26 protein-coding genes and 2 pseudogenes are annotated in these 23863 nt (G+C 66.2%); 10 read left to right on the forward strand and 18 right to left on the reverse strand.

What is annotated here, in order from left to right:
• Positions 1-349 precede the first annotated feature (349 nt).
• Positions 350-2575, forward strand: coding sequence for a catalase/peroxidase HPI (gene katG / locus ACTXG6_RS15965; protein ID WP_445188591.1), 2226 nt, complete (start codon positions 350-352; stop codon positions 2573-2575).
• Between the two features lie 505 nt (positions 2576-3080).
• Here katG and ACTXG6_RS15970 read toward each other — a convergent pair.
• Positions 3081-3371 carry a DUF4158 domain-containing protein gene (locus ACTXG6_RS15970; RefSeq protein ID WP_445188592.1) on the reverse strand — a complete coding sequence of 97 codons (291 nt, stop codon included), beginning with the start codon at positions 3369-3371 and terminating at the stop codon, positions 3081-3083.
• Between ACTXG6_RS15970 and ACTXG6_RS15975 the strand changes: the two genes are divergently transcribed.
• Positions 3360-3596, forward strand: a complete 237-nt coding sequence (locus tag ACTXG6_RS15975; RefSeq protein WP_445188593.1) for a helix-turn-helix domain-containing protein — start codon at positions 3360-3362, stop codon at positions 3594-3596. The two genes, ACTXG6_RS15970 and ACTXG6_RS15975, sit on opposite strands and share 12 nt — an antisense overlap.
• On the opposite strand, the gene ACTXG6_RS15980 is transcribed toward ACTXG6_RS15975, so the two are convergent.
• The 6 genes and pseudogenes from ACTXG6_RS15980 to ACTXG6_RS16005 form a co-directional block, all read right to left on the reverse strand.
• Positions 3482-3835: a DUF6065 family protein gene (locus tag ACTXG6_RS15980; RefSeq protein WP_445188594.1), complete on the reverse strand. Its 354-nt coding sequence runs from the start codon at positions 3833-3835 to the stop codon at positions 3482-3484. The genes ACTXG6_RS15975 and ACTXG6_RS15980 overlap by 115 nt on opposite strands.
• A 122-nt stretch (positions 3836-3957) precedes the next feature.
• Complete coding sequence (locus ACTXG6_RS15985) at positions 3958-4470, reverse strand: Ig-like domain-containing protein (protein ID WP_445188595.1); 513 nt, start codon at positions 4468-4470, stop codon at positions 3958-3960.
• On the reverse strand, positions 4467-5291 hold the full coding sequence (locus ACTXG6_RS15990; protein WP_445188596.1) for a DUF6065 family protein: 825 nt from the start codon (positions 5289-5291) through the stop codon (positions 4467-4469). Before ACTXG6_RS15990 ends, ACTXG6_RS15985 begins: the two co-directional genes overlap by 4 nt.
• Before the next feature lie 355 nt (positions 5292-5646).
• Positions 5647-6501 (reverse strand): dioxygenase family protein, encoded by an 855-nt coding sequence (locus ACTXG6_RS15995; protein ID WP_445188597.1) that lies wholly within the window; start codon positions 6499-6501, stop codon positions 5647-5649.
• Positions 6502-6596: 95 nt separating this feature from the next.
• Positions 6597-7156, reverse strand: a pseudogene (locus tag ACTXG6_RS16000) (YceI family protein).
• 148 nt (positions 7157-7304) lie between these two features.
• On the reverse strand, positions 7305-7919 hold the full coding sequence (locus tag ACTXG6_RS16005) for an ester cyclase (protein ID WP_445188598.1): 615 nt from the start codon (positions 7917-7919) through the stop codon (positions 7305-7307).
• A gap of 177 nt (positions 7920-8096) precedes the next feature.
• Here ACTXG6_RS16005 and ACTXG6_RS16010 point away from each other — a divergent pair, with 177 nt between their 5' ends.
• The gene (locus tag ACTXG6_RS16010; protein ID WP_445188599.1) at positions 8097-8537 is read left to right on the forward strand and encodes a winged helix-turn-helix transcriptional regulator; all 441 of its coding nucleotides are present in this window, start codon (positions 8097-8099) and stop codon (positions 8535-8537) included.
• 752 nt (positions 8538-9289) lie between these two features.
• Here the strand turns inward: ACTXG6_RS16010 and ACTXG6_RS16015 are convergent.
• Positions 9290-9827, reverse strand: a pseudogene (locus ACTXG6_RS16015) (IS5 family transposase); the annotation flags it as partial.
• The gene (locus tag ACTXG6_RS16020) at positions 9776-10240 is read right to left on the reverse strand and encodes a hypothetical protein (protein WP_445188600.1); all 465 of its coding nucleotides are present in this window, start codon (positions 10238-10240) and stop codon (positions 9776-9778) included. The gene ACTXG6_RS16020 and the pseudogene ACTXG6_RS16015, both read right to left, overlap by 52 nt.
• 297 nt (positions 10241-10537) lie before the next feature.
• Here ACTXG6_RS16020 and ACTXG6_RS16025 point away from each other — a divergent pair, with 297 nt between their 5' ends.
• Together ACTXG6_RS16025 and ACTXG6_RS16030 are read left to right on the forward strand one after the other, a co-directional pair.
• A complete protein-coding gene (locus tag ACTXG6_RS16025; protein ID WP_445188601.1) occupies positions 10538-11047 on the forward strand; it encodes a Chromate resistance protein ChrB in 510 nt (169 codons plus the stop codon).
• A gap of 62 nt (positions 11048-11109) precedes the next feature.
• On the forward strand, positions 11110-11691 hold the full coding sequence (locus tag ACTXG6_RS16030) for a phosphatase PAP2 family protein (protein WP_445188602.1): 582 nt from the start codon (positions 11110-11112) through the stop codon (positions 11689-11691).
• Between the two features lie 269 nt (positions 11692-11960).
• On the opposite strand, the gene ACTXG6_RS16035 is transcribed toward ACTXG6_RS16030, so the two are convergent.
• Positions 11961-12368, reverse strand: a complete 408-nt coding sequence (locus tag ACTXG6_RS16035) for a hypothetical protein (RefSeq protein WP_445190020.1) — start codon at positions 12366-12368, stop codon at positions 11961-11963.
• Between ACTXG6_RS16035 and ACTXG6_RS16040 the strand changes: the two genes are divergently transcribed.
• A complete protein-coding gene (locus tag ACTXG6_RS16040) occupies positions 12315-12716 on the forward strand; it encodes a hypothetical protein (RefSeq protein ID WP_445190355.1) in 402 nt (133 codons plus the stop codon). The two genes, ACTXG6_RS16035 and ACTXG6_RS16040, sit on opposite strands and share 54 nt — an antisense overlap.
• Before the next feature lie 254 nt (positions 12717-12970).
• Here the strand turns inward: ACTXG6_RS16040 and ACTXG6_RS16045 are convergent, their stop codons facing one another.
• Together ACTXG6_RS16045 and ACTXG6_RS16050 are read right to left on the reverse strand one after the other, a co-directional pair.
• Positions 12971-13378, reverse strand: a complete 408-nt coding sequence (locus ACTXG6_RS16045; protein WP_445188603.1) for a MerR family transcriptional regulator — start codon at positions 13376-13378, stop codon at positions 12971-12973.
• Between the two features lie 136 nt (positions 13379-13514).
• Positions 13515-14057: a carbonic anhydrase gene (locus ACTXG6_RS16050; protein ID WP_445188604.1), complete on the reverse strand. Its 543-nt coding sequence runs from the start codon at positions 14055-14057 to the stop codon at positions 13515-13517.
• A 180-nt stretch (positions 14058-14237) separates the two neighbouring features.
• Between ACTXG6_RS16050 and ACTXG6_RS16055 the strand changes: the two genes are divergently transcribed.
• Positions 14238-14828, forward strand: a complete 591-nt coding sequence (locus ACTXG6_RS16055; protein WP_445190021.1) for a TetR/AcrR family transcriptional regulator — start codon at positions 14238-14240, stop codon at positions 14826-14828.
• 386 nt (positions 14829-15214) lie between these two features.
• Here ACTXG6_RS16055 and ACTXG6_RS16060 read toward each other — a convergent pair whose 3' ends face one another.
• The 3 genes from ACTXG6_RS16060 to ACTXG6_RS16070 all read right to left on the reverse strand — a co-directional run bounded on the left by ACTXG6_RS16060 (position 15215) and on the right by ACTXG6_RS16070 (position 16472).
• Positions 15215-15460 carry a hypothetical protein gene (locus ACTXG6_RS16060; protein WP_445188605.1) on the reverse strand — a complete coding sequence of 82 codons (246 nt, stop codon included), beginning with the start codon at positions 15458-15460 and terminating at the stop codon, positions 15215-15217.
• Between the two features lie 215 nt (positions 15461-15675).
• Positions 15676-15984 (reverse strand): STAS domain-containing protein, encoded by a 309-nt coding sequence (locus tag ACTXG6_RS16065; RefSeq protein WP_445188606.1) that lies wholly within the window; start codon positions 15982-15984, stop codon positions 15676-15678.
• A gap of 332 nt (positions 15985-16316) precedes the next feature.
• Complete coding sequence (locus tag ACTXG6_RS16070; RefSeq protein ID WP_445188607.1) at positions 16317-16472, reverse strand: DUF6131 family protein; 156 nt, start codon at positions 16470-16472, stop codon at positions 16317-16319.
• Positions 16473-18220: 1748 nt separating this feature from the next.
• Here ACTXG6_RS16070 and ACTXG6_RS16075 point away from each other — a divergent pair.
• Positions 18221-18625, forward strand: a complete 405-nt coding sequence (locus tag ACTXG6_RS16075) for a PRC-barrel domain-containing protein (protein WP_445188608.1) — start codon at positions 18221-18223, stop codon at positions 18623-18625.
• 239 nt (positions 18626-18864) lie between these two features.
• Here the strand turns inward: ACTXG6_RS16075 and ACTXG6_RS16080 are convergent, their stop codons facing one another.
• Positions 18865-19077: a hypothetical protein gene (locus ACTXG6_RS16080; protein ID WP_445188609.1), complete on the reverse strand. Its 213-nt coding sequence runs from the start codon at positions 19075-19077 to the stop codon at positions 18865-18867.
• A gap of 212 nt (positions 19078-19289) precedes the next feature.
• Here ACTXG6_RS16080 and ACTXG6_RS16085 point away from each other — a divergent pair, with 212 nt between their 5' ends.
• Positions 19290-19973 carry a DUF3558 domain-containing protein gene (locus ACTXG6_RS16085; protein WP_445188610.1) on the forward strand — a complete coding sequence of 228 codons (684 nt, stop codon included), beginning with the start codon at positions 19290-19292 and terminating at the stop codon, positions 19971-19973.
• 132 nt (positions 19974-20105) lie between these two features.
• On the opposite strand, the gene ACTXG6_RS16090 is transcribed toward ACTXG6_RS16085, so the two are convergent.
• The gene (locus tag ACTXG6_RS16090) at positions 20106-20765 is read right to left on the reverse strand and encodes a M50 family metallopeptidase (RefSeq protein WP_445188611.1); all 660 of its coding nucleotides are present in this window, start codon (positions 20763-20765) and stop codon (positions 20106-20108) included.
• Positions 20766-20976: 211 nt separating this feature from the next.
• Complete coding sequence (locus ACTXG6_RS16095) at positions 20977-21678, reverse strand: response regulator transcription factor (RefSeq protein ID WP_445188612.1); 702 nt, start codon at positions 21676-21678, stop codon at positions 20977-20979.
• A 435-nt stretch (positions 21679-22113) separates the two neighbouring features.
• On the opposite strand from ACTXG6_RS16095, the gene ACTXG6_RS16100 reads away from it, so the two are divergent.
• A complete protein-coding gene (locus ACTXG6_RS16100; protein WP_445188613.1) occupies positions 22114-23412 on the forward strand; it encodes an alpha/beta hydrolase in 1299 nt (432 codons plus the stop codon).
• Positions 23413-23863 lie beyond the last annotated feature (451 nt).

Below are 23863 nucleotides of genomic sequence, written 5' to 3' on the forward strand. Positions count from 1 at the left end.
CGCTGGCGGCCGGGCTTTGGTGGTGTCAGCGGTGAGGACATGGGCCACCTGTAAGGCAATGATGAGGGCAGTTCTTTCTGGTGTTCAGGTCGACGCCCCGCGGCGAGATGTGAGCGCCCCGGGGGAAATCTTTTCAACACGCCGGACGCCCGGCAATTCATTCGCATGACCTATACGCAGCCCACGCCGATGACGACGGATGCCGCTGAACGGCTCTGACCACATCGGCTTCTTCCTCGATGAGGCCGAGGTCATCTACTGGGGCCAGTGGCCCGACTGCTCGATATCACACGCTTCGCTATCACACCCGTGATCACAGCCTGATTCACTCACTGCCGAAAGGAACGCTATGCCTGAGGAACACCCGCCCATCGTTGAGGCCAACACGGAACCATCTGGGGGTGGTTGCCCCGTTATGAGTGGGCGCCTGAAGTACCCCGCTGAGGGTGGGAGCAACCGTGACTGGTGGCCCAACCAGCTCAATCTGAAGATCCTGCAGAAGAATCCCGCTGTGGCCAATCCGATGGGCGAGGACTTCGACTACGCCGCGGAGTTCGAGACCGTCGATCTGGATGCCCTGAAGAGCGACCTCGAGGACGTGATGACGACGTCGCAGGAGTGGTGGCCCGCCGACTACGGCCACTACGGACCCCTTTTCATCCGGATGGCGTGGCACGCCGCGGGCACGTACCGTATCAGCGACGGCCGCGGAGGTGCCGGGGCCGGCATGCAGCGGTTCGCGCCTATCAACAGCTGGCCCGACAATGCGAGCCTGGATAAGGCTCGCCGGCTGCTGTGGCCGGTCAAGAAGAAGTACGGCAGGAAGGTCTCGTGGGCCGACCTGATCGAGTTCGCCGGCACCTGTGCGCTGGAGTCGATGGGCCTCAAGACCTTCGGCTTCGGCGGCGGCCGGGTGGACCAGTGGGAGCCCGAGGGCGACGTCTACTGGGGTCCGGAGCACATGTGGCTCGGCGACGAGCGCTACACCGGCGACCGGGACCTCGAGAACCCCCTGGCCGCGGTCCAGATGGGTCTGATCTACGTGAACCCGGAGGGACCCAACGGCAACCCGGACCCGCTCGCCGCGGCCACCGACATCCGCGAGACCTTCCGCCGGATGGCGATGAACGACGTCGAGACGGTCGCGCTGATCGCCGGCGGCCACACTTTCGGCAAGACCCACGGTGCTGGCCCGGCCGACCTCGTCGGCCCCGAGCCGGAAGCCGCCCCGCTGGAGGAGCAGGGCCTGGGCTGGAAGAGTTCCTTCGGCACCGGTGTGGGCAAGGACGCGATCACCAGCGGCATCGAGGTTGTGTGGACGCCGACTCCGATCACGTGGGACAACAGCTTCCTGGAGATCCTGTACGGCTACGAGTGGGAGAAGACCAAGAGCCCCGCCGGTGCCCACCAGTGGGCCCCGAAGGACGGCGCCGGGGCGGGCACCGTGCCCGACCCCTTCGACCGGTCGGTGCGGCGCGCCCCGATGATGATGACGACGGACATCGCGTTGCGGGTGGACCCGGTCTACGAGCAGATCACCCGTCACTTCCTGGAGCACCCGGACGAGCTTGCCGACGAGTTCGCCCGGGCGTGGTTCAAGCTGACCCACCGCGACATGGGGCCCGTCGTCCGCTACCTCGGGGCGCTGGTCCCGCAGGAGGAGCTGATTTGGCAGGACCCGGTCCCCGCCGTGACGGGTGATCTCATCGGGGCCGACGACATCGCCACCCTCAAGGGACAGATCCTGTCGTCGGGGCTGACCGTCGCGCAGCTGGTCTCGACCGCGTGGGCGGCGGCGGCGTCGTTCCGCGGCAGCGACAAGCGTGGTGGTGCCAACGGCGGTCGTATCCGGCTGCAGCCCCAAAGCGGCTGGGAGGTCAACAACCCCGAAGAGCTCGCGCAGGTGGTGCGCGTCCTGGAGGGCATCCAGGAGTCCTTCCACTCCGCTCAGACCGGCAGCACACGGGTGTCGTTCGCCGATCTGGTCGTGCTCGGCGGCTGCGCCGCTGTGGAGCAGGCCGCCAAGCACGCCGGCCACGACGTCGAGGTGCCCTTCACACCGGGCCGCACGGACGCGTCGCAGGAGCAGACCGATGTGGAGTCCTTCGCCGCGCTCGAGCCGAGTGCGGACGGTTTCCGTAGCTACCTCGGGAAGGGTAACCCGCTTCCGGCCGAGTTCCTGCTGGTCGACAGGGCGAACCTGCTGACCCTCAGCGCTCCGCAGATGACGGTCCTCGTCGGTGGCTTGCGCGTCTTGGGTGCGAATCACAACCAGTCGCCGCTGGGCGTCTTCACCGAAACCTCCGAGGCGTTGACCAACGACTTCTTCGTGAACTTGCTCGACATGGGTACGAAGTGGGAGCCGGCGGACGACGGCACCTACGTGGGCAAGGATCGCGCTACCGGTGAGGTGAGGTGGACCGGCAGCCGCGTCGACTTGGTCTTCGGGTCGAACTCGCAGCTGCGTGCTGTGGCCGAGGTCTACGCCGCCGACGACGCGCGGCAGAAGTTCGTGCAGGACTTCATCTCTGCGTGGGACAAGGTGATGAACCTCGATCGGTTCGACCTCGCGTGATCACGACGCAGGAGGTCGGCCCCCGCGGGGACCGACCTCCTGCGGTACCCCGCGCCACATCCCGCGCTCCTGAATGAGTTGGATAAAGTTGGCGTCGAGCTGGTACGCCGTGGGCCACGCGTGTGCCGTCGGTGCCAACCCGAGCCACCTGCTCAGCGCTGCTGCGGCCAGTGCTGTGATAACCGGTGTCTGCCTCCTGGATCGCATGTCCGCGCCGCCTCGCGCGTCAGCTGACCGGGATGAGGGTCACGTTGAACAGATTCACCGCGACGTCGGTCGGTTTGATCTCCATTACGGAGACTCCGGCCATCAAGTACGCGGAATCGAGGACGTAATCGGTGTTGCTGTTGCCGCAGATCTCGCTGCTGCATCGCTACCACCAGCCAATGTTGTCGTTCGAAGCCAACTGCGCTCTGTAACGTCCCGGCGTGATCGCCTCGATGAGTCCGCCCTTCGGCTGCGGCCCCACCGAGTAGGCGCCGTTGGGCCCGTAGCCGGCTCCTCGTCAGGCAATGCCTGGGCCGAGGCCAGGAACGATGTCGCCAAGGCTGAAGGTGAGCGGGTGTTCAAGTTGCGCATAATCGTCGAACTCCTTGAACTCCAACGACGGCGGCACCCGCCAATCCCGGTACTGCGCCACCAGCCGCAGATGCTCGCTGCGGGTCTTCGGCCGCCGGCCGTAGTGCCGCAGCACCCCCGGATCGACGCCGAGCTGCTCAGCCAGCCGGGCCACCGCCACCGCCGGCGCGGCCGCGACGTCATCGGGCACGAACCCTTGGGGGCGTTGCTCGAGCACGACAACAGAACCGGGGCTGCGCTCGTCGCCACCCTGAACGGATGGTTCGCCTCCGGCCAAAACATGGCGCGCACGGCCTCAGATTTGCACGTCCATGTGAACACCCTCTATCAACGCTTCGACCGGATCGACCGTCTTCTCGGCCGGCACTGGCGCGAGCCGGAAGCGGGACTCCATCTCCAGCTGGCGCTCCGGCTGCATTCGCTCCGCACGGGCCAGCAGTGAGATTCTGCCGTATGGTGTTCCCGGCCGCGGTCACGGTCAGGGGTTTTGAGCTGGGACGTCGGCAGAAGCCGGTCGGCCGACCATCGCCGGAATGCTGCGTTTCTTCCCGGGTCCGCCGAGAGCGAAACCGTGTAAACGGTGTACGACTCGAGATCGCCGCGCTGATGGGGAACCAACATCGCGATGGGCTCGTCCTGCTCGAACCGGGTGGACGTGGCGCGAGTGAACTTCCAATTCATGGTGATCGGGCCCGTCCAAGGACGCTTCGGGCCGGTGCCGGTCGTTGCTCGTGCGCAGGTCCCCTGCTCACGACGGAACAGAAGCTGGAGCGGGAAATTCTGCGCAAGGCGGCCGCTCCTTGTTAACTTGTGACGACCTGCTTGATTACCTCGGACTTGGCTGAATTGTAGAGAGGGCTGGTGCTGTTGTACCTGGCCTGGATGTAATGCCAGTCGTGCGTTAATGAGTCCGTGGTGATTCGCGCGACGCCGGACTCTACGTCAACGACACCTAGCACCCTGCCGCCAGCGTTGTCGACGAATTTGACGCTTCCCGTCGCGGCACGTGGCAGGGTTGCGGTAAAGGTGACCGGTTGGCCTACCCTGGTCGTCGGAGACGAGGACTCCAGGTTGACGGTGGGAGTGACTGAGCGGCTACCGCCCGGCTCCGGTGCCGGCACCGGCGGCGGCACCGGCACTGCTTGTGTCAGCGCTCCGCCAGTCCCACCCGGTCCGGGAATGCCCTGGAGACTCGCGCAGGCTGGGCATTCCGACGCCAGGGCGGCGGTTGAGGTCGGGGCGGCCTGGGCGGTACCGCCCATCGTGAGAGCAGTCAAAGCGATCGGAACCGCCAATGTGCGCGGCATTTTGGTCATTGTGGTTCCCCTGTCGTCGTGGGCCCGGAACTATTTGTCCAGGCATTACTGTCCGCTGCCTGGCCGCTCTCCGAGGCATCGGTTTGAGTCGCCAGGTGTCGTCGACGCTGATGCTGGCCGGGGCTCGCTCCGCGTCCTAACATGTAATCTTTCTGCCAGGCGCCAGCGGCGAGATGGTGCTCGAGGAAGTGGGTCCGGTCGGCAGACCATCGCCGGTATGCTGCGTCCTCTTCCGGGTCCGCCGAGAGCGGAACCGTGTAAACGGCGTACGACTCGAGATCGCCGCGCTGCTGGGGAACCAGCATTGCGATGGGCTCGTCCTGCTCGAACCGGGTGGACGTGGCGCGAGTGAACTTCCAGTTCATCGTGATCGAGGCCGGGGTCCAGTCCGTTTCCACCAGCCCTTCCAGAGGCGAGAGCCCATCCTTGGGTGAATTCGCTGGTCCGCGGACGAGCAGGTTCACACCCGCAGGTGTACGAAACAAGTACGGAATATTGAACGTGAGGATCCCGTGTCCAAAGTGACTGGATACGCCCGTGGTGGGGGGATCGATCTGCACGCCGGCTGCGCCGTGGTCACCGTCCCAGCGGACGGTCACCGCGGACGGGCAGAGCAGTTCCCACCCGGAGGTGTTGGCCATCAGAAGAGGCAGGCAGCGGCGGGCGGACCGGCCAGGCGTGAGATTGATCCAGTCCCGCTCCCTGGCGGCCGGCCGCAGGGGCATCTCGCCCCCGAGCCGGTAGACCACCAGAGCCCGCTTCCCGGTGGCGGGGTCGGGCGCTTCTGCGGGGTCGCCTGCAGCGGAGGAGTGCTCTGGCACAGTCTTGTCTCCATTGGCGCGACAGGCGCTCGACCGGGGAAAGTTAGCAACAGAGACAAGCGCGGCTGATCTTAAGCCGCCATTCGGCGGGCACGCAATACCACCAATCGGCGCAACCGGCGACCCGCTCGGCCAGCTGGTCACTAAGGCGATCCCCGACCCGGCGAGTCTGGTCGAGCCGCGGCTGTAGAGGTCGATAGTGAGGCTGTTGTTGCAGGTAGAGGCCCTGGTCAACATTAGACGGCCGCCTTGTAGGCGGAAGGTCCTCGGTTCGACCCCGATCACCGGCTCCACGTTTCGCCAGAAGGTCATATCGAGGTGCTGGCGAGCAGGGTCGGCCCGGTGCTCTCGTGGCTCAGGCCACTTGTAGCGACCGTTTGGAGAGGCCCATCCAGAACCCGTCGATGGTGAAGTCGCGGGGTGCTTCGGGGTTCGTCGAGGCGCCGAGGGTCACGAAGAGTGGGATGAGGTGCTCGACGGTGGGGTGGGCGTAGGGCATGCCCGGTGCGCGTGTGCGGTAGTTCGCCAACTCGTCGATGTCGCCCCGGGCCAGTGTATTTGCGGCCCAGAGGTCGAAGTCCTGAGACCAGCCTGGCGTCGTTCTCCCGAGGAAGTCGTCGCGGGTCAGGAATGGCAGGCCGTGGGTGGTGAAGCCGGAGCCGATCACCAGCACTCCCTCATCGCGCAGTGATCGGACCCGCGCGCCGAGTGCCAGTAGTTGCGTTGGGTCTGAGGTCGGGAGGCTGAGCTGCAGTACCGGAATGTCTGCGTCCGGGTACATGATCTTCAGTGGTACCCAGGCGCCGTGGTCCAGCCCGCGGGTGCGGCTCTCGTGGACTTCCTCGCTGTCGCCGAGAGCGCCGAGCACCCGCTTCGCGAGCGCGGTCGCGGCGGGGGTGTCGTAGCGCATCCGGTAGTACACCGGGTCGAACCCGCCGAAGTCGTAGACCGGGGTGACGTGTGCGTCGCTGCTGGAGAGGGTCAGAGGTGCTGCTTCCCAGTGCGCCGAGACGATCAGGATCGCCTTGGGCTTGGGCATCGACCGTGCCCATGCGAACAGTTGGGCCATCCACACCGGGTCCTCGAACAATGGAGGTGCGCCGTGGCTCAGGTACAGGGCCTGTAGCGCCCCATCCTTGGGAGCCCAGTCGATGTGCTCACCCGCTTGCGCCACGTTCTTGAGGTGCAGCTCGAAGGGATGGATGGACATGAGTTCTCCGTAAGGTTGTCTGCGTCTGACGGTAGATACCGCCGCCCAGGTCGGGCAGGGCCCGGGTGGCGGCAAGAGGGCGTTGTCGGTGGGTGTCAGGCGGCGACGGTGCGGACGGCCGAGACGTCGAACTCGAGGACGATCTTCGCGCCCACGAGTACGCCACCGGTTTCGAGGGCGGCGTTCCAGCTCACGCCCAAGTCCTTGCGGTTGGGGGTTGTGGTGCCCTCGAAGCCGACCCGGGTGTTGCGTAGGGGTCGACGGCTGTGCCGGTGGATTCGAAGTCCACCGCGACGGGCTTGGTGACGCCCTTGATTGTGAGGTCACCGGTTACCCGGTAGCCCGCGTCGATGGCTTCGACGTCTGTGGATACGAAAGAGATCTCCGGGTAGGTGTCCATGTCGATGAAGTCGTTGCTGCGCAGGTGGGCGTCGCGGTCGGTGTTGCGGGTGTCGATGCTGGCCGTCTTGATGGTCACCGCGACCTTGGAGGCGGACGGGTTCTCGGCGTCAACGTAGGCGGAACCTTCGACCTCGTTGAACGAGCCGCGGACCTTGGTGACCATGGCGTCTCGGGCGACGAACCCGACCCGGGAGTGTGTGGGGTCGATCGTGCAGGTGCTGGTCGACGTGCTGGTGACGGTGGTGCTGGACATCGGGTGCTCCTCGGGGATCGCCGTGCTTGCATCAGGCGCGGTCACGATCTCTAAATCCCCATCAAGCGAAGGAGCCCGTCCGCTCAATTACACCGGATCTGCCGAACCCCACCCGCGTCTGTGGAGCCGGAGGCGATCGACACCTGTGTCAGGCCAGGCCGATTTGCTGGTAGAAGGTCTGGTTGTCCCAGAAGAGGAACTCTTCATCCATGACACGTTGGCTGTTCCAGATCCCGGTGGTGGCCATGTTGATGGCGTACTTTTTGCCGGTCGGCTGAATGAAACCGCCCTTGCCGTTCGGCATCGGACGGGTGAAGGTGCCGCGCATCACTCCGGTGGCCGCGGTCAGTTCGTTCATTGCGATCCGGATCGGGTGCACATCGATGCGGGTGTCCGGCGCCCAGACGAACAATGCGCTGAGATCGGCGATGTGCCGATCGATGCCGTCGGTGTAGTGCCCATCGGGCCAGTGAACGCGGATGTTCCGTGCGTGACTCTCACCGAGGCGCGACCAGTCCGCGTGTGAGAAGACGTCGAAATCCAGCTCGTCGAAGGTCTGCAGATGGGCCTGCTCCTCGGGGGTGAGGTTCGTGGGGAACGGCGGGTTCGGGACCGCAGTCGTGGCGGGGTCCGGATACGGCATCGGCGCGGCCAGGCCAGTGGCCGCCGAAGCCGGGTCGGTGCCACACGCGACGGCGGTGAGGGCGAGAGCTCCGAAAGCGGCGGCACCGCCGGTCTTGAGAAGCGAACGTCGGTCAATCATGGCGAATCCTTTGGTGGCGGTGGGTCAGTCGGGCACGGAAACCAGGCAGCCCACGCTGGACCGGGGCATGCACAAGCGGGACGCAGGGCCACACCGGGATGACTGCAACCGACAGTACAGTACCGATTCGAAAGCGCAAACTCACAGATAGTGCAATGCACGAGGTAGCATGGTTGCATGGAGACGCAAGGGACCGCAGCCGTCAATGCCGCCGAGGCGACGCAGGACGTGCAGCCGGCCTACGACGTCTTCGCCCGGACCTGCCCCTCGCGCCCCGCGCTGGAGCACGTGACCGGTCGGTGGGGCCTCCTCGCGCTCACCGCGCTGGACGCGGGCCCGCTGCGGTTCAACGCCCTGCACCGCCGGGTGGACGGGGTCAGCCAGAAGATGCTGGCTCAAGCCCTGCAGGCCTTGGAACGCGACGGCTTCGTCCACCGCAAGGTGCAGACCGCCTTCCCGCCGCACGTGGAGTACAGCCTCACCCCGCTGGGACGCCAGACTGCGACCAAACTGCGCGACCTCATCGAGCACCTGGAGTCGCGCATGCCCACAATCCTCGCCGCGCAGCTCAGCTACGAGCGTGGGAGCGGTGAGCCGTTGACAGCACCGAGTCCGTGAGAATGTGATTCGGACACCACCGGGGCCGGTGACGGGTGGTCCGGTGGCGGCGCCACTGGGGTCCGCCGGCCGGTGTGCCGGCTGAGCACGAACGTGGCGAAGCCTACACGACCTCAGTGGTTCAGTCCTTGGCATCACTGGCGACGACCAGCAGCCGAGGCTACAGCCACCGGCCCTGCGGGTGGCCGCCCGGCCGGCGCGCTGCAGCGTGCCCAGGATGGGTAGCAGGTGCTCTGCGGTTCAGCTGGCGGTGCTCGATCAGCACGGCGGGGGACACGGGGTCGGGCCATTCGCCGCGATCGGCTCCAGGACTCGCACCGCGTTCACCACCGCGGGCACATCGCTCGCCACGAACGCTTCCTCGCTCGTTCCACCGGCCGCGATCACGGTAACCCAACGGTTCCGCGTGGGGGTAACGACTGAGCTCGGCACCGGCGCAGCGTCATCGAAGGCTCCTGCCCGCTCTCGCCCCGGTGCGCGGCTGCCCTCCGCTTGGCTTGCATGCACAGCGTCTCGCGGGTTTGCCACTCGTGCCTGGGCAGCAGGGTGGGGCGACCGGTCAGCCGGGCTGCAGCGGAAGCTCGACGAGGATCGCGGTGCCTTCCCCCGGGGCGGCTGTCGCGCGTAGACCAAGACCCTTGTGTGAAGGGGAGGTCGAGGGCCTGATTGTGGCGGTTGCGAGGGTCGATGGTCTCGTTCGGCCGGACTCCGGCCGACATTCTCGAGCCAGTCGTCGAATTCGGGGTCATGCCACCTCGTTGTCCGCGACGGCCACGAACGGCCGGGTTGGTCTCCAATAGCGGCTCGAACAACTTGCTGTCGTGGGTGTTCGCGCCCGACAGCAGAGCGTGTAGCGGGAGCCCGTTCGCGTCGCACAGGATGTGATACTTCGAGCCGGCTTTGCCCCGGTCAGTGGGATTTGGTCCTGTTAACTCACCCCCCTTTTCGACCGCACCGACACCCCGTCGATACAGGCCCGGGACCAGTCCAACAGCTTTGCTTCGGACAGCTCATCCAGGACGAGTTGGTGTAGCCGGTCCCAAACCCCGGCGTCCTGCCACTCACGCAGCCGCCGCCATGCGGTGTGCCCAGATCCGCAGCCCAGCTGTGGTGGCAGGTCGCGCCACCGGCAGCCGGTGTCGAGCACGAACAAGATCCCCTCCCGGGCGGCCCGGTCATCGATCCGTGGTGTCCATCAGGCCCACGAGCCACTGCACGTGGCGGGATCAACGGCTCGATCAGCTCCCAGAGCCGATCCTCGACCAGCCGCTGCTGCTTCGTCCTCGCCACGACCGAAGACGATCAACTATCGGCGTCCGAAGATCACGTAGCGACACGCATAGTTTTGAGACCATGTCTAATCTAAGTACCAGACCGAGCAGGACGGCGACGGCCAGCAGGCCGTCGATCAGGGTGACGCGGCCCTCCGTGGTGAGGACCGGGTTGTCCAGCGCGGTGCCGGTGCGGGCCTTGCCGTAGGCCAGCACGAACATCACCACGGCGGTGACCCCGGTCCAGGCGATCCCGGCCGGGCTGTGGCGGGCATGGAAGCCAGCGACCAGGACCCAGCTCGACTGCGCCAGCAGATAGAGCGCCAGCGCCACGAACGCCCAGCCGATCAGCCGCATGGCTTTGCGCTGCCGGTCCTCGCCGGTGCCCGACAGCTCCCAGATCACCACGATGGAGGCCCCGATCTCGGTCAATGAGTCCAACCCGAATCCGGCCCCGCGACCGACCGCGCGATGCTCGCGGTAATGGCCAGAACCACGACCCCCACGATGTTCCAGCCCAGCGTGGCGCACTCCAGGGCGAAGCCCCGGCGAAGCAAGCGCCGACGGAAGTCTCCGCTGATCTGCACCGCATGAGTCTGACTGGCTCCCGGGCGCGCCCCTCGCGGATGCGGGCAGGCTCATCGGTCGTTCACAGCCGAGGCATAGGTAACGGCAGTTACGCTCGTTTGTGTGGTGGGACCCGGATCGGCTCGATGGGTGGTGTTGGTGGTGCGGATTCCCGCGACGCCCTCGCGGCATCGGGTGGCCGTGTGGCGCGAGTTGCGGCGGATCGGGGCGGTGCCACTGGGGCAGGGCGCGTGGGTCGTTCCGGACGTACCGGTCTTCGCCGGGGGCATCGCACGGGTGATCGAGTTGGCTGAGCGCGGCGGGGGCGAGGTGGTCGTGCTGGAGGCCACCGGGCGTGGCGAGACCGACGCGGCCCGACTGGCGCAGTTGTTCACCGCTGAGCGTCAGGACGAGTGGGCGGAGTTCCTCGGCGACTGCGCCAAGTTCGACGCCGAGATCGACAAAGAGATCGGCAAAGACAAGTTCACCATGGCGGAGCTGGAAGAAGAGGAGCACAGCCTGGAGCGGCTGCGCCGCTGGCACCGCGACCTCAAGGCCCGTGATGTGTTCGGTGCCCCCGCCGCCGCGGATGCCGATATCCAGCTCAAGCACTGCACCGAGCGGTTGGACGACTACACCCTGCGGGTGTTCGCCGCGCTGCACCAGATGTAGCCCGGCCACGGAGCCGCGTATCTGTCCGCTGTGAACCTTCCCGACATTCGATTGGACCGGTTGTGAACCCTGACCTGCAGTTACTTACTGAGATCAACGATTTCGCCCGGGCCACGCCGTGGCTGCACTCCGCGATGTTGATCCTGAGCACCTACGCCCTGGTGGTGTACGCGGTGCTCTGGGTCGGTACGTGGTGGGTCGCCCGCCAACAGACCAGCCCGCGCACGCTCGCCGCGGTCGTGTGGGCGCCGATCGGGCTCCTGGCGGCGTCAGTTGTCAGTGCGCCGATCGGCGCCGCGGTCGGCGAGAAACGTCCGTGCCGGACGCTGCCGAACCTTGAGGTGATCGGCAAATGCGGCAAGAGCTCCTCGTTCCCCAGCGATCACGCCGTCGCTGCCGGCGCAGTCATAGTCGGGCTGTTGTTGGTGACCCGCGGCCTGCTGGCCTGGGTCGGGGTACTCGCCGCGTTGCTGATCGCGTTCTCCCGGCTATACCTGGGTGTGCACTACCCGCACGACACCCTCGCCGGGCTGGCGTTGGGCGCGGGAGTAAGCCTGGCCGGCTGGCTGGTGCTACGCGGACCGCTCACCCGGATTGCCGCCCGGACCAGCGGTACGAAGAGCCCCACGCCGGTGTCGGGATAGTCGACGGTGGCTTTGGTGGCAAATCCCGCTCACCCTGGCCGGAGGACTCGTCTTGCTCTGGCTGGCGTTGCTGGTAGTGCTATGGCGCGCCAAGCCTGAGCAGGCCCGGCTTGCGGATGGGCTGCGCCTGCTGCCCGACGTGATCAGGATGCTGCGCCGCCTGGCTGCCGATCCTGAGCTGCCGCGCGGGGTGGGAGTCCGGCTCGGACTGCTGATGGCCTACCTACTGTCCCCAATCGACTTGATCCCGGACTCATCCCAGTACTGGGCTACGCCGACGACGCAATCGTCATCGCGCTCATTCTGCGCTCCGTCGCCCACCGAGCCGGGACGGATGCCCTCGGACAACACTGGTCCGGGACCCGAGAAGGGCTCGAAGCAGTCCTACGGCTCGCGGGTCTGTCCACAACCCGTGTCCGCGAGACAGCCATTCCACAACTGCCGCATCGCTGGCCACGAACTCTGGGGCGTCGCCGAAGCACATAGCTGGGAATCCCGAAACGGATCGTTTCGGACAGGACTGGGCGCGTGTCGGAAAGCGACAAACCCGGCTCAGGTGGGTCCGCTGAGCTGATCTTTAGCGGAGTAGTGCTCCGAACAGCCGGGTGCTCGGTCGAGTCAATGTGGGCGTCGGTGTTGAGCATGGGGGCGATGCCGAGGGCATCGATCGCGCACATCGCGTACACGTCGGTGCCGGTGGCGATGTGGACTCGGTGGCGGGTCGGGTGCGCGGAGAACGGATAGGCCACCTCGATCCGGCCGTGTTCGAGGCGGATCGCGTCGAGGTCATGCAACGCTGCCAGTACTTCGTCACTGGTACGCCCGGAGCCCGCGGTGGTGGCCGCCAGGTCCGCGGCTGTTGGTGGGTGCCCGGTCGTGGCGAAGTGGCGCAGGACCAGCTGGTGTACCGCCGCCTCGACCGGGTCCGGCGGCATCGCTCGCGCCCGCCACGCGCTGAGCAGGTCACCGGGCTCGTCGGTCGGAGGGTCGGAGGCGGCGGCGATGGCGTCGCGCAGTTGAGCTAGGGAGGGGACGGGTACGGGTTGGCCGTTTTCGTCGCGGTAGAGCCGACAGGCCAGCGCGCCGTCTGTGTGGTTCGCCGTGGTGAATGGGTCGGCCCCGTTGATCATCAGTGTTGGTGATCCGGTCATGCCAAACGCGGAGGCCTCCGTGGCGGTGCTGATCTCCCGAGTGGTGACCGGCAGGTCCGTGGCCTGTCCGAGCCGCTGGAGCATCGCGGTGAGGTTCGGGCACTGGGCAACGTGGAGGACTTCCAGGTTCACGATTGGTCACCGGCATGCTTCTCCAGCGCCGCCAGCAGTGAACAGCTGCGATCGGTCCGAGGCAGGCCGCACGTGCTGATGAGCTCGGTCAGGGAGTCGTGCATCCGCCGCAGGTCCGCGATCCGCGCCTCCAGGTCCGCCCGGCGGGCTTGGGCCAGTTCCCGGGCCGCGTCGCAGCCTTCTGGGCCGCCCCGGTCCAGATGCAGCAACTCCTCAACGTCGTCGAGGGTGAAACCCAGCTGCTGAGCTCGCTTGATGAACCCCAGCAGCGTCACCGCCGCTGCCGGATAATCCCGGTAGCCGCTCGCCGTGCGAGGCGGTTCGCGCAGCAGGCCACGCCGCTCGTAGTAGCGCAACGTCTCGGGGTTCACCCCGACCTGCCCGGCCAGCTCACTGGTACGCATTCCCACATGGTTAACCCCGTACCCACCTACGAGGTCAAGCCGCCGGCGCGATCACCCCACACCACATCCCAGAATCGGATTCTGGTGACTCACCTGGCGGGTCCGGGCCTGCTCGCGGACGGGTTTGTCCAGCCGGCTATGGGTAGCGGGTGTCGATGACGGTGGTGACGCGCCCGGTTTCGATGTCGTACACGTGGCCGGAGACGCCCATGTTCGGCGGGAGCAGGGGCGAGGTGAGCAGGTGCTCGACGTCGGCGCGGACGGTGACGTGCGGGTCACCGACGGCGGAGGCTTCCAGCGCGGCCTCGTCGACGCCGGTGGCCTCGGAGGCCTCGCGCCGGAAGCCGGGGTCGGCGAGGAAGCTGGTCCCGCATTGTGTGTGGTGGATGACGGCGACTTCGAAGCGGCTGTCGTCAGTGAGCTGTCCGCCGGACATGCGCTGGCCGAGGAAGGCGAGGTAGGCGATTTCCTCGATGACGGGCTGGGTGACCCGGCCCCCCGCGTTGCGCAGGACGGGGGCGTCGCCGAGCGTGAGCCCGAGGGTAATCGCGGGGTCGACCCTGTGGTCGAGGCAGGTAATGACGATCACTTGCGCGGCGGGCAGGCCGAGCGGCACGGGAGTGTAGGTGCGGGCAAACTGCTCATTGTGCTCAAGCAGCGGGATCATCCTGCTGGTCATGGTGGTTCCGTTTCTCCGTGATCCAAACTTGGTGGACGGTGTCCACCAGTTAGTGGACGCTGCCCACCTTATTTGAGTTGGTGGACGGCGTCCACTAACTTCTTGCGTGTGACGACCGACGGATCAGCGGGCGAGATACCTGAGACAACCGGGGTCAGGCGGCGGCGCCCGCGCGGCGCCGTGCGCCAGGGGCTGGTCGCCGCTGGGCTTGAGCTGGCACGGGCGGGCGGCCCAGACGCCGTCGTGCTCCGTGAGGCGGCGCGGATGGTAGGCGTGGTGCCCAACGCCGCCTACAAGCACTTCACCGACCGGGACGAGCTCCTAGCCGCGGCCTGTACGGCGGCAATGGGCGAGCTCGCCGCCCGTATGGCGGCCGGCGTCGGCCGCGTGCGTGGCAAGTACGGCGATCCCGCCGCGGCCCGACGCCGCCTGCACGCGATCGGCCGGGCGTACCTGGAGTTCGCCCGCGAGGAGCCGGGCCTGTTCGCGACCGCCTTCGCCCTACCCCAACAGCACGCCTACCGCGCCGCTGACAGCGAGACAGGGCAGCAACCGCTGCCCCTTGACCAGCTGCGCGCCGTACTCGACGAACTGGCCGACGCCGGCGTCCTCGGCCGGCGCCGTCGCGCCGGGATCGAGTACCCCATCTGGTCCACGGTGCACGGGCTGGCAGTGCTCACCGGGCAAGGTCCCCTACGTGACACCCCCGAAAGCACCCGCCATCACCTTGAGGAACTCACCCGCGCCTTCATCCAAGCCGGCCTAGCGTGAGCCAACACCTACTCGCCGCCCACGCCCAGCGACGGGCGAGCAACCATGGCCGATCCTGTCGAGCATGTCCGATTCCGCGACCGCCACCGAGACGACGACCGCGCCACCGCGCCAACCACGGTCTCGAGTTCGGGCCGTCCGCAACGGCGCTGTAATCGGCGTTTTCAGCGGCGGCTGACAGTTCTGCGCGCGGTGATAACTCAGCCCGTCGCGGACGCAGAGCAAGCCACCGGCTGATGGGCCGGAGCCGTCATCGCTGAGACAACGCCTCCGGCCCGCGCAGCCACTCTCCGCGACACTCAGAGAGAAGTGGCAGGTCAGCAGGCGCATTGTGTACCTATGCCGAGCTCAGGGCCAAGCGGCAGGCGTCCGAGGTCCGTACTTTGCTATCTGGTGGATGCGTTCTTCAGGTCACGGGTGGTGCGAGGCAGCGGAGCGGGGCTGCCGATGATCGCGTTGAGGTCCATCAGCGAGGCAACCACGTCCTGTTGAGCGGCCACCAACTGCTTGTGGAGCTGGTGTGGGTCCCGGTCGGGCGCGCTGAGGTGGTCGGTGATCCGGCGCAGGTTGCCCGCGATCTCGACCACGCGAAGCTGAGCTGGGGTCTCGATGCGTTCGCTTTTCTCCGTCACGTGGATCCATCCTGCCGCGGCTTGGGCGCCGCCGCGAAGACACCCGGGGGCCAGACGACGAACATTCCCAGCGGGTGGGACTGTGAATAACCGCGCCGGACTGTGACGGCTACCACAGCTGTGTCGCTGACGCACTGGGCGCCCCCTGAGGAGACAACACCTCTGAGCCTGTGCGACGCGCTGATGTGTGAAGCGCAGTGGCGTTTGGTGGGTGCCTATGAGTTGTCGAGTTCGATGGGGATCACCACGCCAAGGCCGGCGATTGACAAGGCCCGGTGGATGATGCTGGTTGAGCTCACCAGCACCGCGCTCAGCCCGGCTGCGTGGGTGTATAACACCCGGATTCCGACACTGGACATGAACGTCGTTTCGGTCAGATCGAGCACTACCCGCCCGTACTGGGTGGTGGCCTCGGTCAGTGCGGCGTCGAGTTGATCGAAGGTGGCGAGGTCGACATCCCCTTTGACCTGCAGGCGGACCGGTCGGGTCACTTCGAGCAAGATGATCGTCAGTTGTGGCGTCACCAGACGGACCTCCTGGGTTCCGTTCCAGCTGACCTCACGGCACCGTGCCGCGCGGGCCCCACCTTCCTGACCGCCGAGCAGCCAGGATCTGATCCGATCCTGGGTGGCAGGCTGGAGAAGGTGGCCGTCACGGCTGTGTGCTCAACCGGCGGAACACCCAACAATATTCGCCATCACCGGGGCCGCGCCCAACGAAACGATCAAATCACAGCGTCGACTTCACCGTCGGGCCACTCGCTACCAGGATGACCCGTGAGGTTGTGGGTGAGTGGCGCACCGTCGGCATCCGCGGGCCCCGGGGATCGGGGCACGGGCCCCGCGGATGCCGATGGTTAGAAATACCAGCGGCGTCCACCGACGCCGCGGCCGACTGACCCCAGCAGCAACAGCACCAGGCCGACGACGAGCAGGATGCTGCCGACGGTGTAGAGGATGGAGATGCCGGTCAGCCAACCAATGAGCAACAAGATGACGCCGAGCACGATCATCGTTTTCTCCCCAGATCGAGGTCCCGCGCGCTGCTCGCGCGAGTGAGCCAGAGGCTACAAACGCGACCCCGACCAAATGCACGGAACGGCCACGGCACGCCGATGGTGTCGCTCAGGTGAAACGGGGCATCACCGTCACTCTGATGGGCGCGTTAGATCCGTGCGGGAGTGGGCATCCCGGGGCAGCGGGCAACGAAGCTTCGCCCCACTGCATCTGGGGGGACGCGTGGTGATCACCGCGGTCCTTCAGACGGCCCTGACACACATCGACACCCTGGTGTGTGTCAGGGCTGACCCATCACACGCGGCCACCGGCGACGAGGGTCCCGATCGAACACGGCCGAGCGGATCCTCGGGAGATCACCCTATGACGGCTGATCGGCAGTGTTCGCCGCCGGAGGCGGCGCCAACGACTCGTAGCCGCGCGCCAAGCATCAGACACTCGCCACGCGCCTGGCCCAGAACGCCGCGGATATAGCCGAGGCGGAGGAACAAGCGGCAGCCGAGCTGGGCCGCCGCGCCGACGAGCTAGCCGCCCACGAGCTCACGCGGCCGAGCTGCAGAGGTCAGCAGGCCCGGGGGTCCGCGACGCACCAGCGCGCCCAGCAAGCCCACTGGCAGCGAGTCCACGACGACGCGGGGCCCGCGCAGAGCCAACCGGCGGGCGGGACTCGACCACTCCTCACATAAGAAAGGGGCCGGCCCAGCGAAATCGCCCGGGCCGGCCCACTAGAGGGGGACATCAAACTTGTCTTGACTCCGATGCACACCGAAACTCCGCGGTGACCACCTCCATCTCGACTGTTCCGCAACCTCTGGTGATCCCTTGCGAACCTAGCTTTGCACCCTGGTTTGTTCTGGCGCCTCCGCGTTGTCCGCTGACTTGCGTGGAAATTTCTAACAGCCCCCGCCGCGAGTGTCAACTCTGGGGTGATCGTCGACACAACCAGCCCTGGTTGATCATGAATCAGGGTCGTTGAACGTGCCACTCAAGCGATCAGATCACCAGGTCAGGGCGGTCAACCAGGGCGGTCCGGTCGGCGGAACGCCGCGGCCGCGCTGTGTAGGCGCGTATGACGCATGTGCACGCGGCGTCACTAGTGCCAATTCAGTCTGAAAAGGAAAGGGGGTCGGCCCCGCGAAATGGCCGGGCCGGCCCACTCAGAGGGATAAACTGCCCGAAGTCTGGCGTGCGGCGCGGAACCACCGACGACCGCCTCAATCGGACCGTTTCTCAACCTCCCACAATCCGTTGTGCACCACTGCTGTCGCGTCGCCTCGTGCGACGCTCTTCTGATGGTTCACTCTCTCTGACGGCGCATTTTTTAACAGCTGCGGCCGGCACCGTCAAGCCTCAGATTTGCGCGCATGGCGGGTCACGAGATGATCTTCGGCAGTTTGGACGGGTCGGTGGCCACCGGTCGATCGGCCGGGAAGACATAGGTGGTATCAGTCGGTGATGCCCAACGCGGCTACCGCGCTCCGGGTGGAGGTAATCACGATGATTCAAGTGTCCAGTGGGAGGCGGTCATTTCGGCCCGCCGGGCCGAGGCCTCCGCCCGGGATGGCTGCGATCGTCCTCGGTAAGGCGGAGACGGTGATTGGCAAGCACAGGGACCGCAGGACCGTCTGGTCCCGCTGGCCACTCCTGACGGTGTGGTGCTGCATAACGCCCTGGATTGCTGGTGCCGCTTCGCCGGTGGCCGCCGAGCGCGAGGCCGGCGGGAGTCGATTATCGGGAGGGTTGCATGACACAGGCCATTGAGTGGATCACCTACCTGGATGCGCGTCTCTACGACGAGGACGGGAACGTGATCGGGACGATCGAGGAGTTCCTGGTCGAGAGCGAGGACGGGACGCCTGCCTGGGCCGTCGTCGTCAGCGAAGCGGACGAGTCGACACGGTCGTATGTTCCGATGCGCGATGCCCGCGCCTCCGAGGACGGCCGGGGCCTGCAGGTCCCCGTCGACAGCGACACGCTCCGCGACGCGCCCAGGGCGCAGAGTGGCGGCGATCTGTCGCACGAGGAGGAGCGCCGGCTGTACAACCACTACGGGCAGAGCTACCCGGGTGATGAGGCCTCGGGCGAGGACGGCGGTGCGTCGGGTAAACGCGGCCTTCTCCGGCGCCTGCTACGCCGTGATCGGAGCTGACCTCACGGCCCCGGGGTGCCGTCGACACCGCCGGCCATTTCAGCCTCCGGTGTCGACGGCCTACCGCTCATTCCGGCGGTCAAGTTGTCCGTGGGCCGGAACTGTCCGGGGACGCATGTCGTACGGGGCCGGAACGTACTCGACCGACGGCCGGCGTCCCTTGGACTGGTCAGCTGCCAGCGCGATGAGCGTGCCACCGCTCATCGCTAGTGGGGGACTCGATGGCCCGAATGACGGCTTCAGAGTCGTCGATGTCGATGTAGCCGCCGAAGGGAATCCCGAAAAGGGCGCACCCTTCCCGCCGATGGATCACCGGTGATAACACGGGAGCCGTCCCGCTTCTCCAGCTGGCGCAACGCGTAGCCCCGCTGGTAGGCGAGCGCCTTCTGCTGGACCAGTGGTTGGAAGGTGGAGAAGATGAAGAAGAGCCACAGCAGGTCGAGCGGGCCCATCTGGATGTCTCCGTTCTGGCGTCAGGACGGCACCGCGGTCAGGTTCATGTCTGCTCGAGTTCTGAGGGGCTCGGTGTGATCCACCACGATATGAGGTCCGCTGGCACGTGCTCGTCGGAGCGGCCGGGGTCAGGATCGCGCCAGAAAGTCCTTTCGGTCGGCTTTCCATAGCCACGACCAGGGAAGGCTGCCTGGAAGGAGAAGAACAGACCATGTCAGGTGGCATCAATTCTTGGCCGGGGGCGCGCACCGCCCGGCTCCCGTTGCTTCCCGCGTCGGCCCCGCTGCGGCGTTGGTGGGGGGGTCTGGCGCTGATCTCCGGTCTACTACTCTGCGGCGCGGCGGGCTGCGGATCACCGACCGCCAGCCCGCCGAGCCCGGCCACACCGGCCACACCGGCCGTGCAGAGTCCACCCCCACAAGGTCGAGTCCTTCCACCACGCCCCGCGAACCTGCCCTTGACCGGCGTCAAGCCGTGCGCGCTGTTGAGCGGACCGCAGGTCAGCCGGCTGGGTGTGGCCGCCGGAGTCCCCTACGGCAACCCTGAGGAAGGAGACGCGGAATGTGTGTGGAGCACTCCCTCACCTGGCCCGACGGACACCTGGATCGCCCGCACCCTGGTTCACCAGAGCGCCGCGACCGCGCTGAGCGACCCCCACGCCCAGATCGTCCAGGTCGCCGGGTTTCCGGCGGTACAAACCAGCGACCCGACTGCCGACCCCAATCACACCTGCGAGTTGTACATCGACGTTGCCGACGGCCAAAGCCTGCTCGTCGCTAACGTCAGCGGACACGACACCCCCAACAGGCCCCCCTCCACCCGCCCGTTGGCCTGCCAGAAGGCAGCCGAGGCCGCTGACCTGATGATCCAAACGCTCAGGACCATGTCGCACTGACGCCAGACTGATCCTCGGGCATCGAACCCTGTCTGGAGGCCGGCTCGACAGATTCGCGCATACACGCTAATCAATAGAGACCCGGCGGGATCTCGCAGATCAGCGCCCGGTTATATTCCCAGCCCCACAGGATCACCGGCGCAACAAGTAGTGGCCTCCGGCCCAGAGGCATATTATCCCGATAGACGCGAACAACATATCCCACATGATCCGAGGAATCAGTGTCGCGCCGGCAAGGGCGGACGCGTCGCTGGTTCCCTGTGTGAGATAGACCGAGGACCAGTAGGCACCGCCGAACAGCATCCACCAGACCAGGCCAATGGCCACCGCTGCTTGTAGATAGGGCGAGCCGTTGAGCGCCGCCCAGCCGACGCTGAGGAAGGCGAGTGCGGTCACCAATAACGCGAGACTATTCTTGGCCTGGAATAACGCGACAAGAAGCAGGACCAGTGCCGCCCACAGCACTGACCACGCGTGCCCGTGTCGAATCACTGCGGCGCCGCCGAGCCCGAGCAATGGCGGAGCGGGATAGCCGGACAACAAAATCAATATTTCGCCGATCCCCCATCCTGTCTTGCTCAGGGTGGTTTCGCCGCCACCGCCATCTGTGAGTTCGAAGCCTTGGTGGCCGCGCCAAGTGACCATCGCCATCGCCATGTGTCCGCCCTCGTGCGCGACAGTGACCAGGGAACGAGCCCATGAGTCGGTGAACACGATGAAGATCAGCATGATGAATCCCAAGCCATAGGCCAGGGGTTGTCCGATGACCGGCACTGAGTCGACCGCGTTCACGCGCGGGAAGTTAGCAGTCCGGATAGTCAGCTGGTCGGCAATTAGGTGCGCAAAATTCTGGTGTCGCCTAAATGGATCTTCTAGGGAGATCGAAAACTAACTGATCAATGGTGTGATGGACCGTTGGCGAGCGATCGTCGTGTGACTAATGTGGTTATTGTTGTGAATGTGACAATTGCCGACCCTGTGTGCAACCCAGCTCGGCCCTAGACTAGAGCTTCGGGCCCGGGCTCACGCAGGCCGGGACCTGATAGCCGCGGCCACGGACGGTGCGCACCAGCTGTTCCGCGCCGGCAACCCGCAGCTTGCGACGGATATAGCCGACGTAGACCTCGACCACATTGGGTGCGACCGCGCACGGGGAACCCCAGACTAACTCGAGCAGCTCGGCCTTGCTCACCGCTACATCTGGGCGGCTCGCCAGTGCGTGCAGCACCGCGAACTCGCGAGGGCTCAGCTCGATCGGATAGCCCGCATAGCTGACTTCCTTGGTGAGCGGTTCGAGGATCAGGTCTCCCACCTGACACAGCCCGGGACGCAGGCGCGCCGCCTCTCGGCGGCGCAGCAGCGACCTGAGCTGAGCGACCAGCACGACGAACGAGAACGGTTTGACTAGGTAACCATCCGCGCCCAGGTCCAGCCCGTCGGCCTGGTCCACCTCGCCGTCCTTGGCCGAGATCAGCAGCACGGGAGTTCCCACGCCCTCGTCACGCAGCCGTTGGAGTACCCGGTACCCGGACAGCCCGGGAAGGATGATGTCGAGCAGGATGGCATCGAACGTGCTGGTCAGCGCTGCACCCAAGGCGGTGGGGCCATCGGCGGCGGTGACCACGTCGAAGCCCTCCGCGCGGAGACCTCGGCCAAGAGAAGCCCGGATCCGGGCGTCGTCATCGACAACCAGGACACGCTGCATAGGTAGGAACGCTACCCTAAGGCTCATCGCATCCTTGAGCTCCCCTACAATCTGTGCGCGTGACACGGAGAGGTGACACCGCGACCTGGCGTTACGTCCTCCGAGAGTGATGGGCGACCGCACAGCTTCGGTGGTTGCCTGGTCCGGCTTACCAGCTCGGTTACCGCCGCCCGTCCGGTGGTGGCCGTCGGACATGTGTTCCGTTGCGCCGGTCATACGTCAGGTGCCGTTGGCGAGCATTCTGCTGCTCGTCGTCTGGGGTATCGGTGAATGTACAGGCAGCCTTGCTCAGGTGTCGCCGCCGGCGTTCACCTCGGTGGTCGGCGCGACATTCGGCACTCAGTGGCGTCGTCGGTTGCGCCTGGGCGCCGGTGTGGCCGGCCTGATTCTCGGAGCAGAAACCTTGCTTCGTCGGAGAGGTCGGACTCGACTTAGATGCTGGACGCATCGGTAATCTCAGGCACCTTGCCCGTTCTGGCGAGCCTCGCCGGCGTACTTGCGTTTGGGTTCTTGCTGGTGCGCCCGTATCGCAACTGGTGGCGGATAGCCCTACCAGTCAGTGTGGGCGGCTCGATTCTGGCCGTTCTCATCGCCGATCTCGTTCTCGAGGTGTGGCAACCCTTTCCTGATCCGCTCCCATTTCGAGTTCTGTTCTGGGCAGGCTTCGGAGTGCTGGGGGTCGCGATGGGTGGAGCACAGTCGGTACCAGCGAATTGGCGCCGCCGCCTTGCGATAGTGCTCGCCATCATGCTCGTGATCGTGTTGTCCGCGGTGAAGATTAACGCTTTCTACGGCTACCGGCCCACCCTCAGAGCGGCGTTGGGCATCTCTGCGGAGAAGGAGGTGGACTTCGCCGCCCTCGCCGGTACTAAGCCGAGAGCGGTCACCGCTCCCGACCGTCCGCTGTCCCAGTCGTGGAGGCCACCCGTCGATATGCCACGCGCGGGCCAACTGACCCGAGTGACCATCCCGGGGACACGGTCCGGCTTCCGTGCTCGGCCCGCGTCGGTGTATCTGCCACCCGCGTACCTCGCATCCTCACGCCCACTCCTGCCCGTGCTGGTGCTCATCGCGGGGCAGCCCGGCGGCCCTCAGGACTGGCTGGTTGCTGGGACTCTGGCCAAGGTGATGGATGCGTTCGCCAACGCACACGCCGGCCTTGCGCCAATTGTGGTCGTGCCGGATGCGACCGGGTCGACGTTGGCCAATCCGATGTGTCTGGACTCTCGGCTGGGCAATGTGGAGAGTTATCTGGCCGACGATGTGCCGGGATGGGTTAGGAACAATTTGCAGATCGACCCTGATACGCGGCACTGGGCGATCGGCGGATTCTCCTACGGCGGCACCTGTTCGCTACAACTGGCGGTCCGCAGGGCTCGAACCTATCCGACGTTTCTCGACATCTCGGGCCAACGGGAGCCGACGTTGGGTAGTCGTACCAAGACGGTGCAAGCCGCGTTCGGAGGCGACGATTCGAGATTTCACGCGGTGAATCCATTGGACATCCTCATCGACGAGAAATTCCGATCGAGCGCCGGCATAGTTGCGGTGGGCGCCGACGACCGTGACTATGGGCCACAGGCTGAGCAGGTAACTGCGGCTACCCGCAACGCGGGCATCGCAATCCAACTAATGCGCCTGCCTGGTGGGCACTCCTGGACCATTGCCGCATCGGCGCTCCGCGCGGCACTGCCCTGGCTCGGGGCGCGCGGCGGACTCATACCGACGCCGTAGGGATCCTTCGATGTCTCACTGGGCTGGTGCACACCAACGGTTGCGGCCCGCAGGTTGACGCCGAGGCGTGAGGCAGAGTCATCCCGTCGGATCCGAGGTCCGGAGCGGACCAACCAAAGTCCGTGCGTGTTTTACGAGGCTGCTCTGGGCAACCTGATCTGGGCCGCCGTGATTGTGGTGCCCGAGATGGTCCCGATCACCCGAGCTTGACTGCCGACCTTGAACTGGTCTCGCGCGGCGGGGTGCTTTGTGGTTCCGAATTTGGTCGCGTCGGTAATGGTGACGGTGTACAGCTGGCCGTTTCTTGCACGCACGGTCCAGGTTGAGCCCGTTTCCGCGGTGATCTGGCCGAGGATGTGCGGTGTGGCCGTGCGGAAGGGGCGCTTCGCTCTGGCCGATGGTGTCGCGGCGTCTGGTGCCGCCGCTGGGTCGGATGCTGTCGCTGGGGCGA

It is taken from the genome of Pseudonocardia sp. Cha107L01, assembly GCF_052566575.1.

Bases quoted from the DNA above. Each gene is read 5' to 3' on its own strand.
- ACTXG6_RS16050 (WP_445188604.1), bottom strand. From the start codon at position 14,057: ATGACCAGCAGGATGATCCCGCTGCTTGAGCACAATGAGCAGTTTGCC.
- ACTXG6_RS16010 (WP_445188599.1), top strand. From the start codon at position 8,097: ATGGAGACGCAAGGGACCGCAGCCGTCAATGCCGCCGAGGCGACGCAG.
- ACTXG6_RS16070 (WP_445188607.1), bottom strand. From the start codon at position 16,472: ATGATCGTGCTCGGCGTCATCTTGTTGCTCATTGGTTGGCTGACCGGC.
- ACTXG6_RS15985 (WP_445188595.1), bottom strand. From the start codon at position 4,470: ATGACCAAAATGCCGCGCACATTGGCGGTTCCGATCGCTTTGACTGCT.
- ACTXG6_RS15995 (WP_445188597.1), bottom strand. From the start codon at position 6,501: ATGTCCATCCATCCCTTCGAGCTGCACCTCAAGAACGTGGCGCAAGCG.
- ACTXG6_RS16095 (WP_445188612.1), bottom strand. From the start codon at position 21,678: ATGCAGCGTGTCCTGGTTGTCGATGACGACGCCCGGATCCGGGCTTCT.
- ACTXG6_RS16035 (WP_445190020.1), bottom strand. From the start codon at position 12,368: ATGTGCGCGATCGATGCCCTCGGCATCGCCCCCATGCTCAACACCGAC.
- ACTXG6_RS16045 (WP_445188603.1), bottom strand. From the start codon at position 13,378: ATGCGTACCAGTGAGCTGGCCGGGCAGGTCGGGGTGAACCCCGAGACG.
- ACTXG6_RS15980 (WP_445188594.1), bottom strand. From the start codon at position 3,835: ATGAATTGGAAGTTCACTCGCGCCACGTCCACCCGGTTCGAGCAGGAC.
- ACTXG6_RS16005 (WP_445188598.1), bottom strand. From the start codon at position 7,919: ATGATTGACCGACGTTCGCTTCTCAAGACCGGCGGTGCCGCCGCTTTC.
- ACTXG6_RS16100 (WP_445188613.1), top strand. From the start codon at position 22,114: ATGCTGGACGCATCGGTAATCTCAGGCACCTTGCCCGTTCTGGCGAGC.
- katG (WP_445188591.1), top strand. From the start codon at position 350: ATGCCTGAGGAACACCCGCCCATCGTTGAGGCCAACACGGAACCATCT.
- ACTXG6_RS16085 (WP_445188610.1), top strand. From the start codon at position 19,290: ATGTCAGGTGGCATCAATTCTTGGCCGGGGGCGCGCACCGCCCGGCTC.
- ACTXG6_RS16075 (WP_445188608.1), top strand. From the start codon at position 18,221: ATGACACAGGCCATTGAGTGGATCACCTACCTGGATGCGCGTCTCTAC.
- ACTXG6_RS16080 (WP_445188609.1), bottom strand. From the start codon at position 19,077: ATGGGCCCGCTCGACCTGCTGTGGCTCTTCTTCATCTTCTCCACCTTC.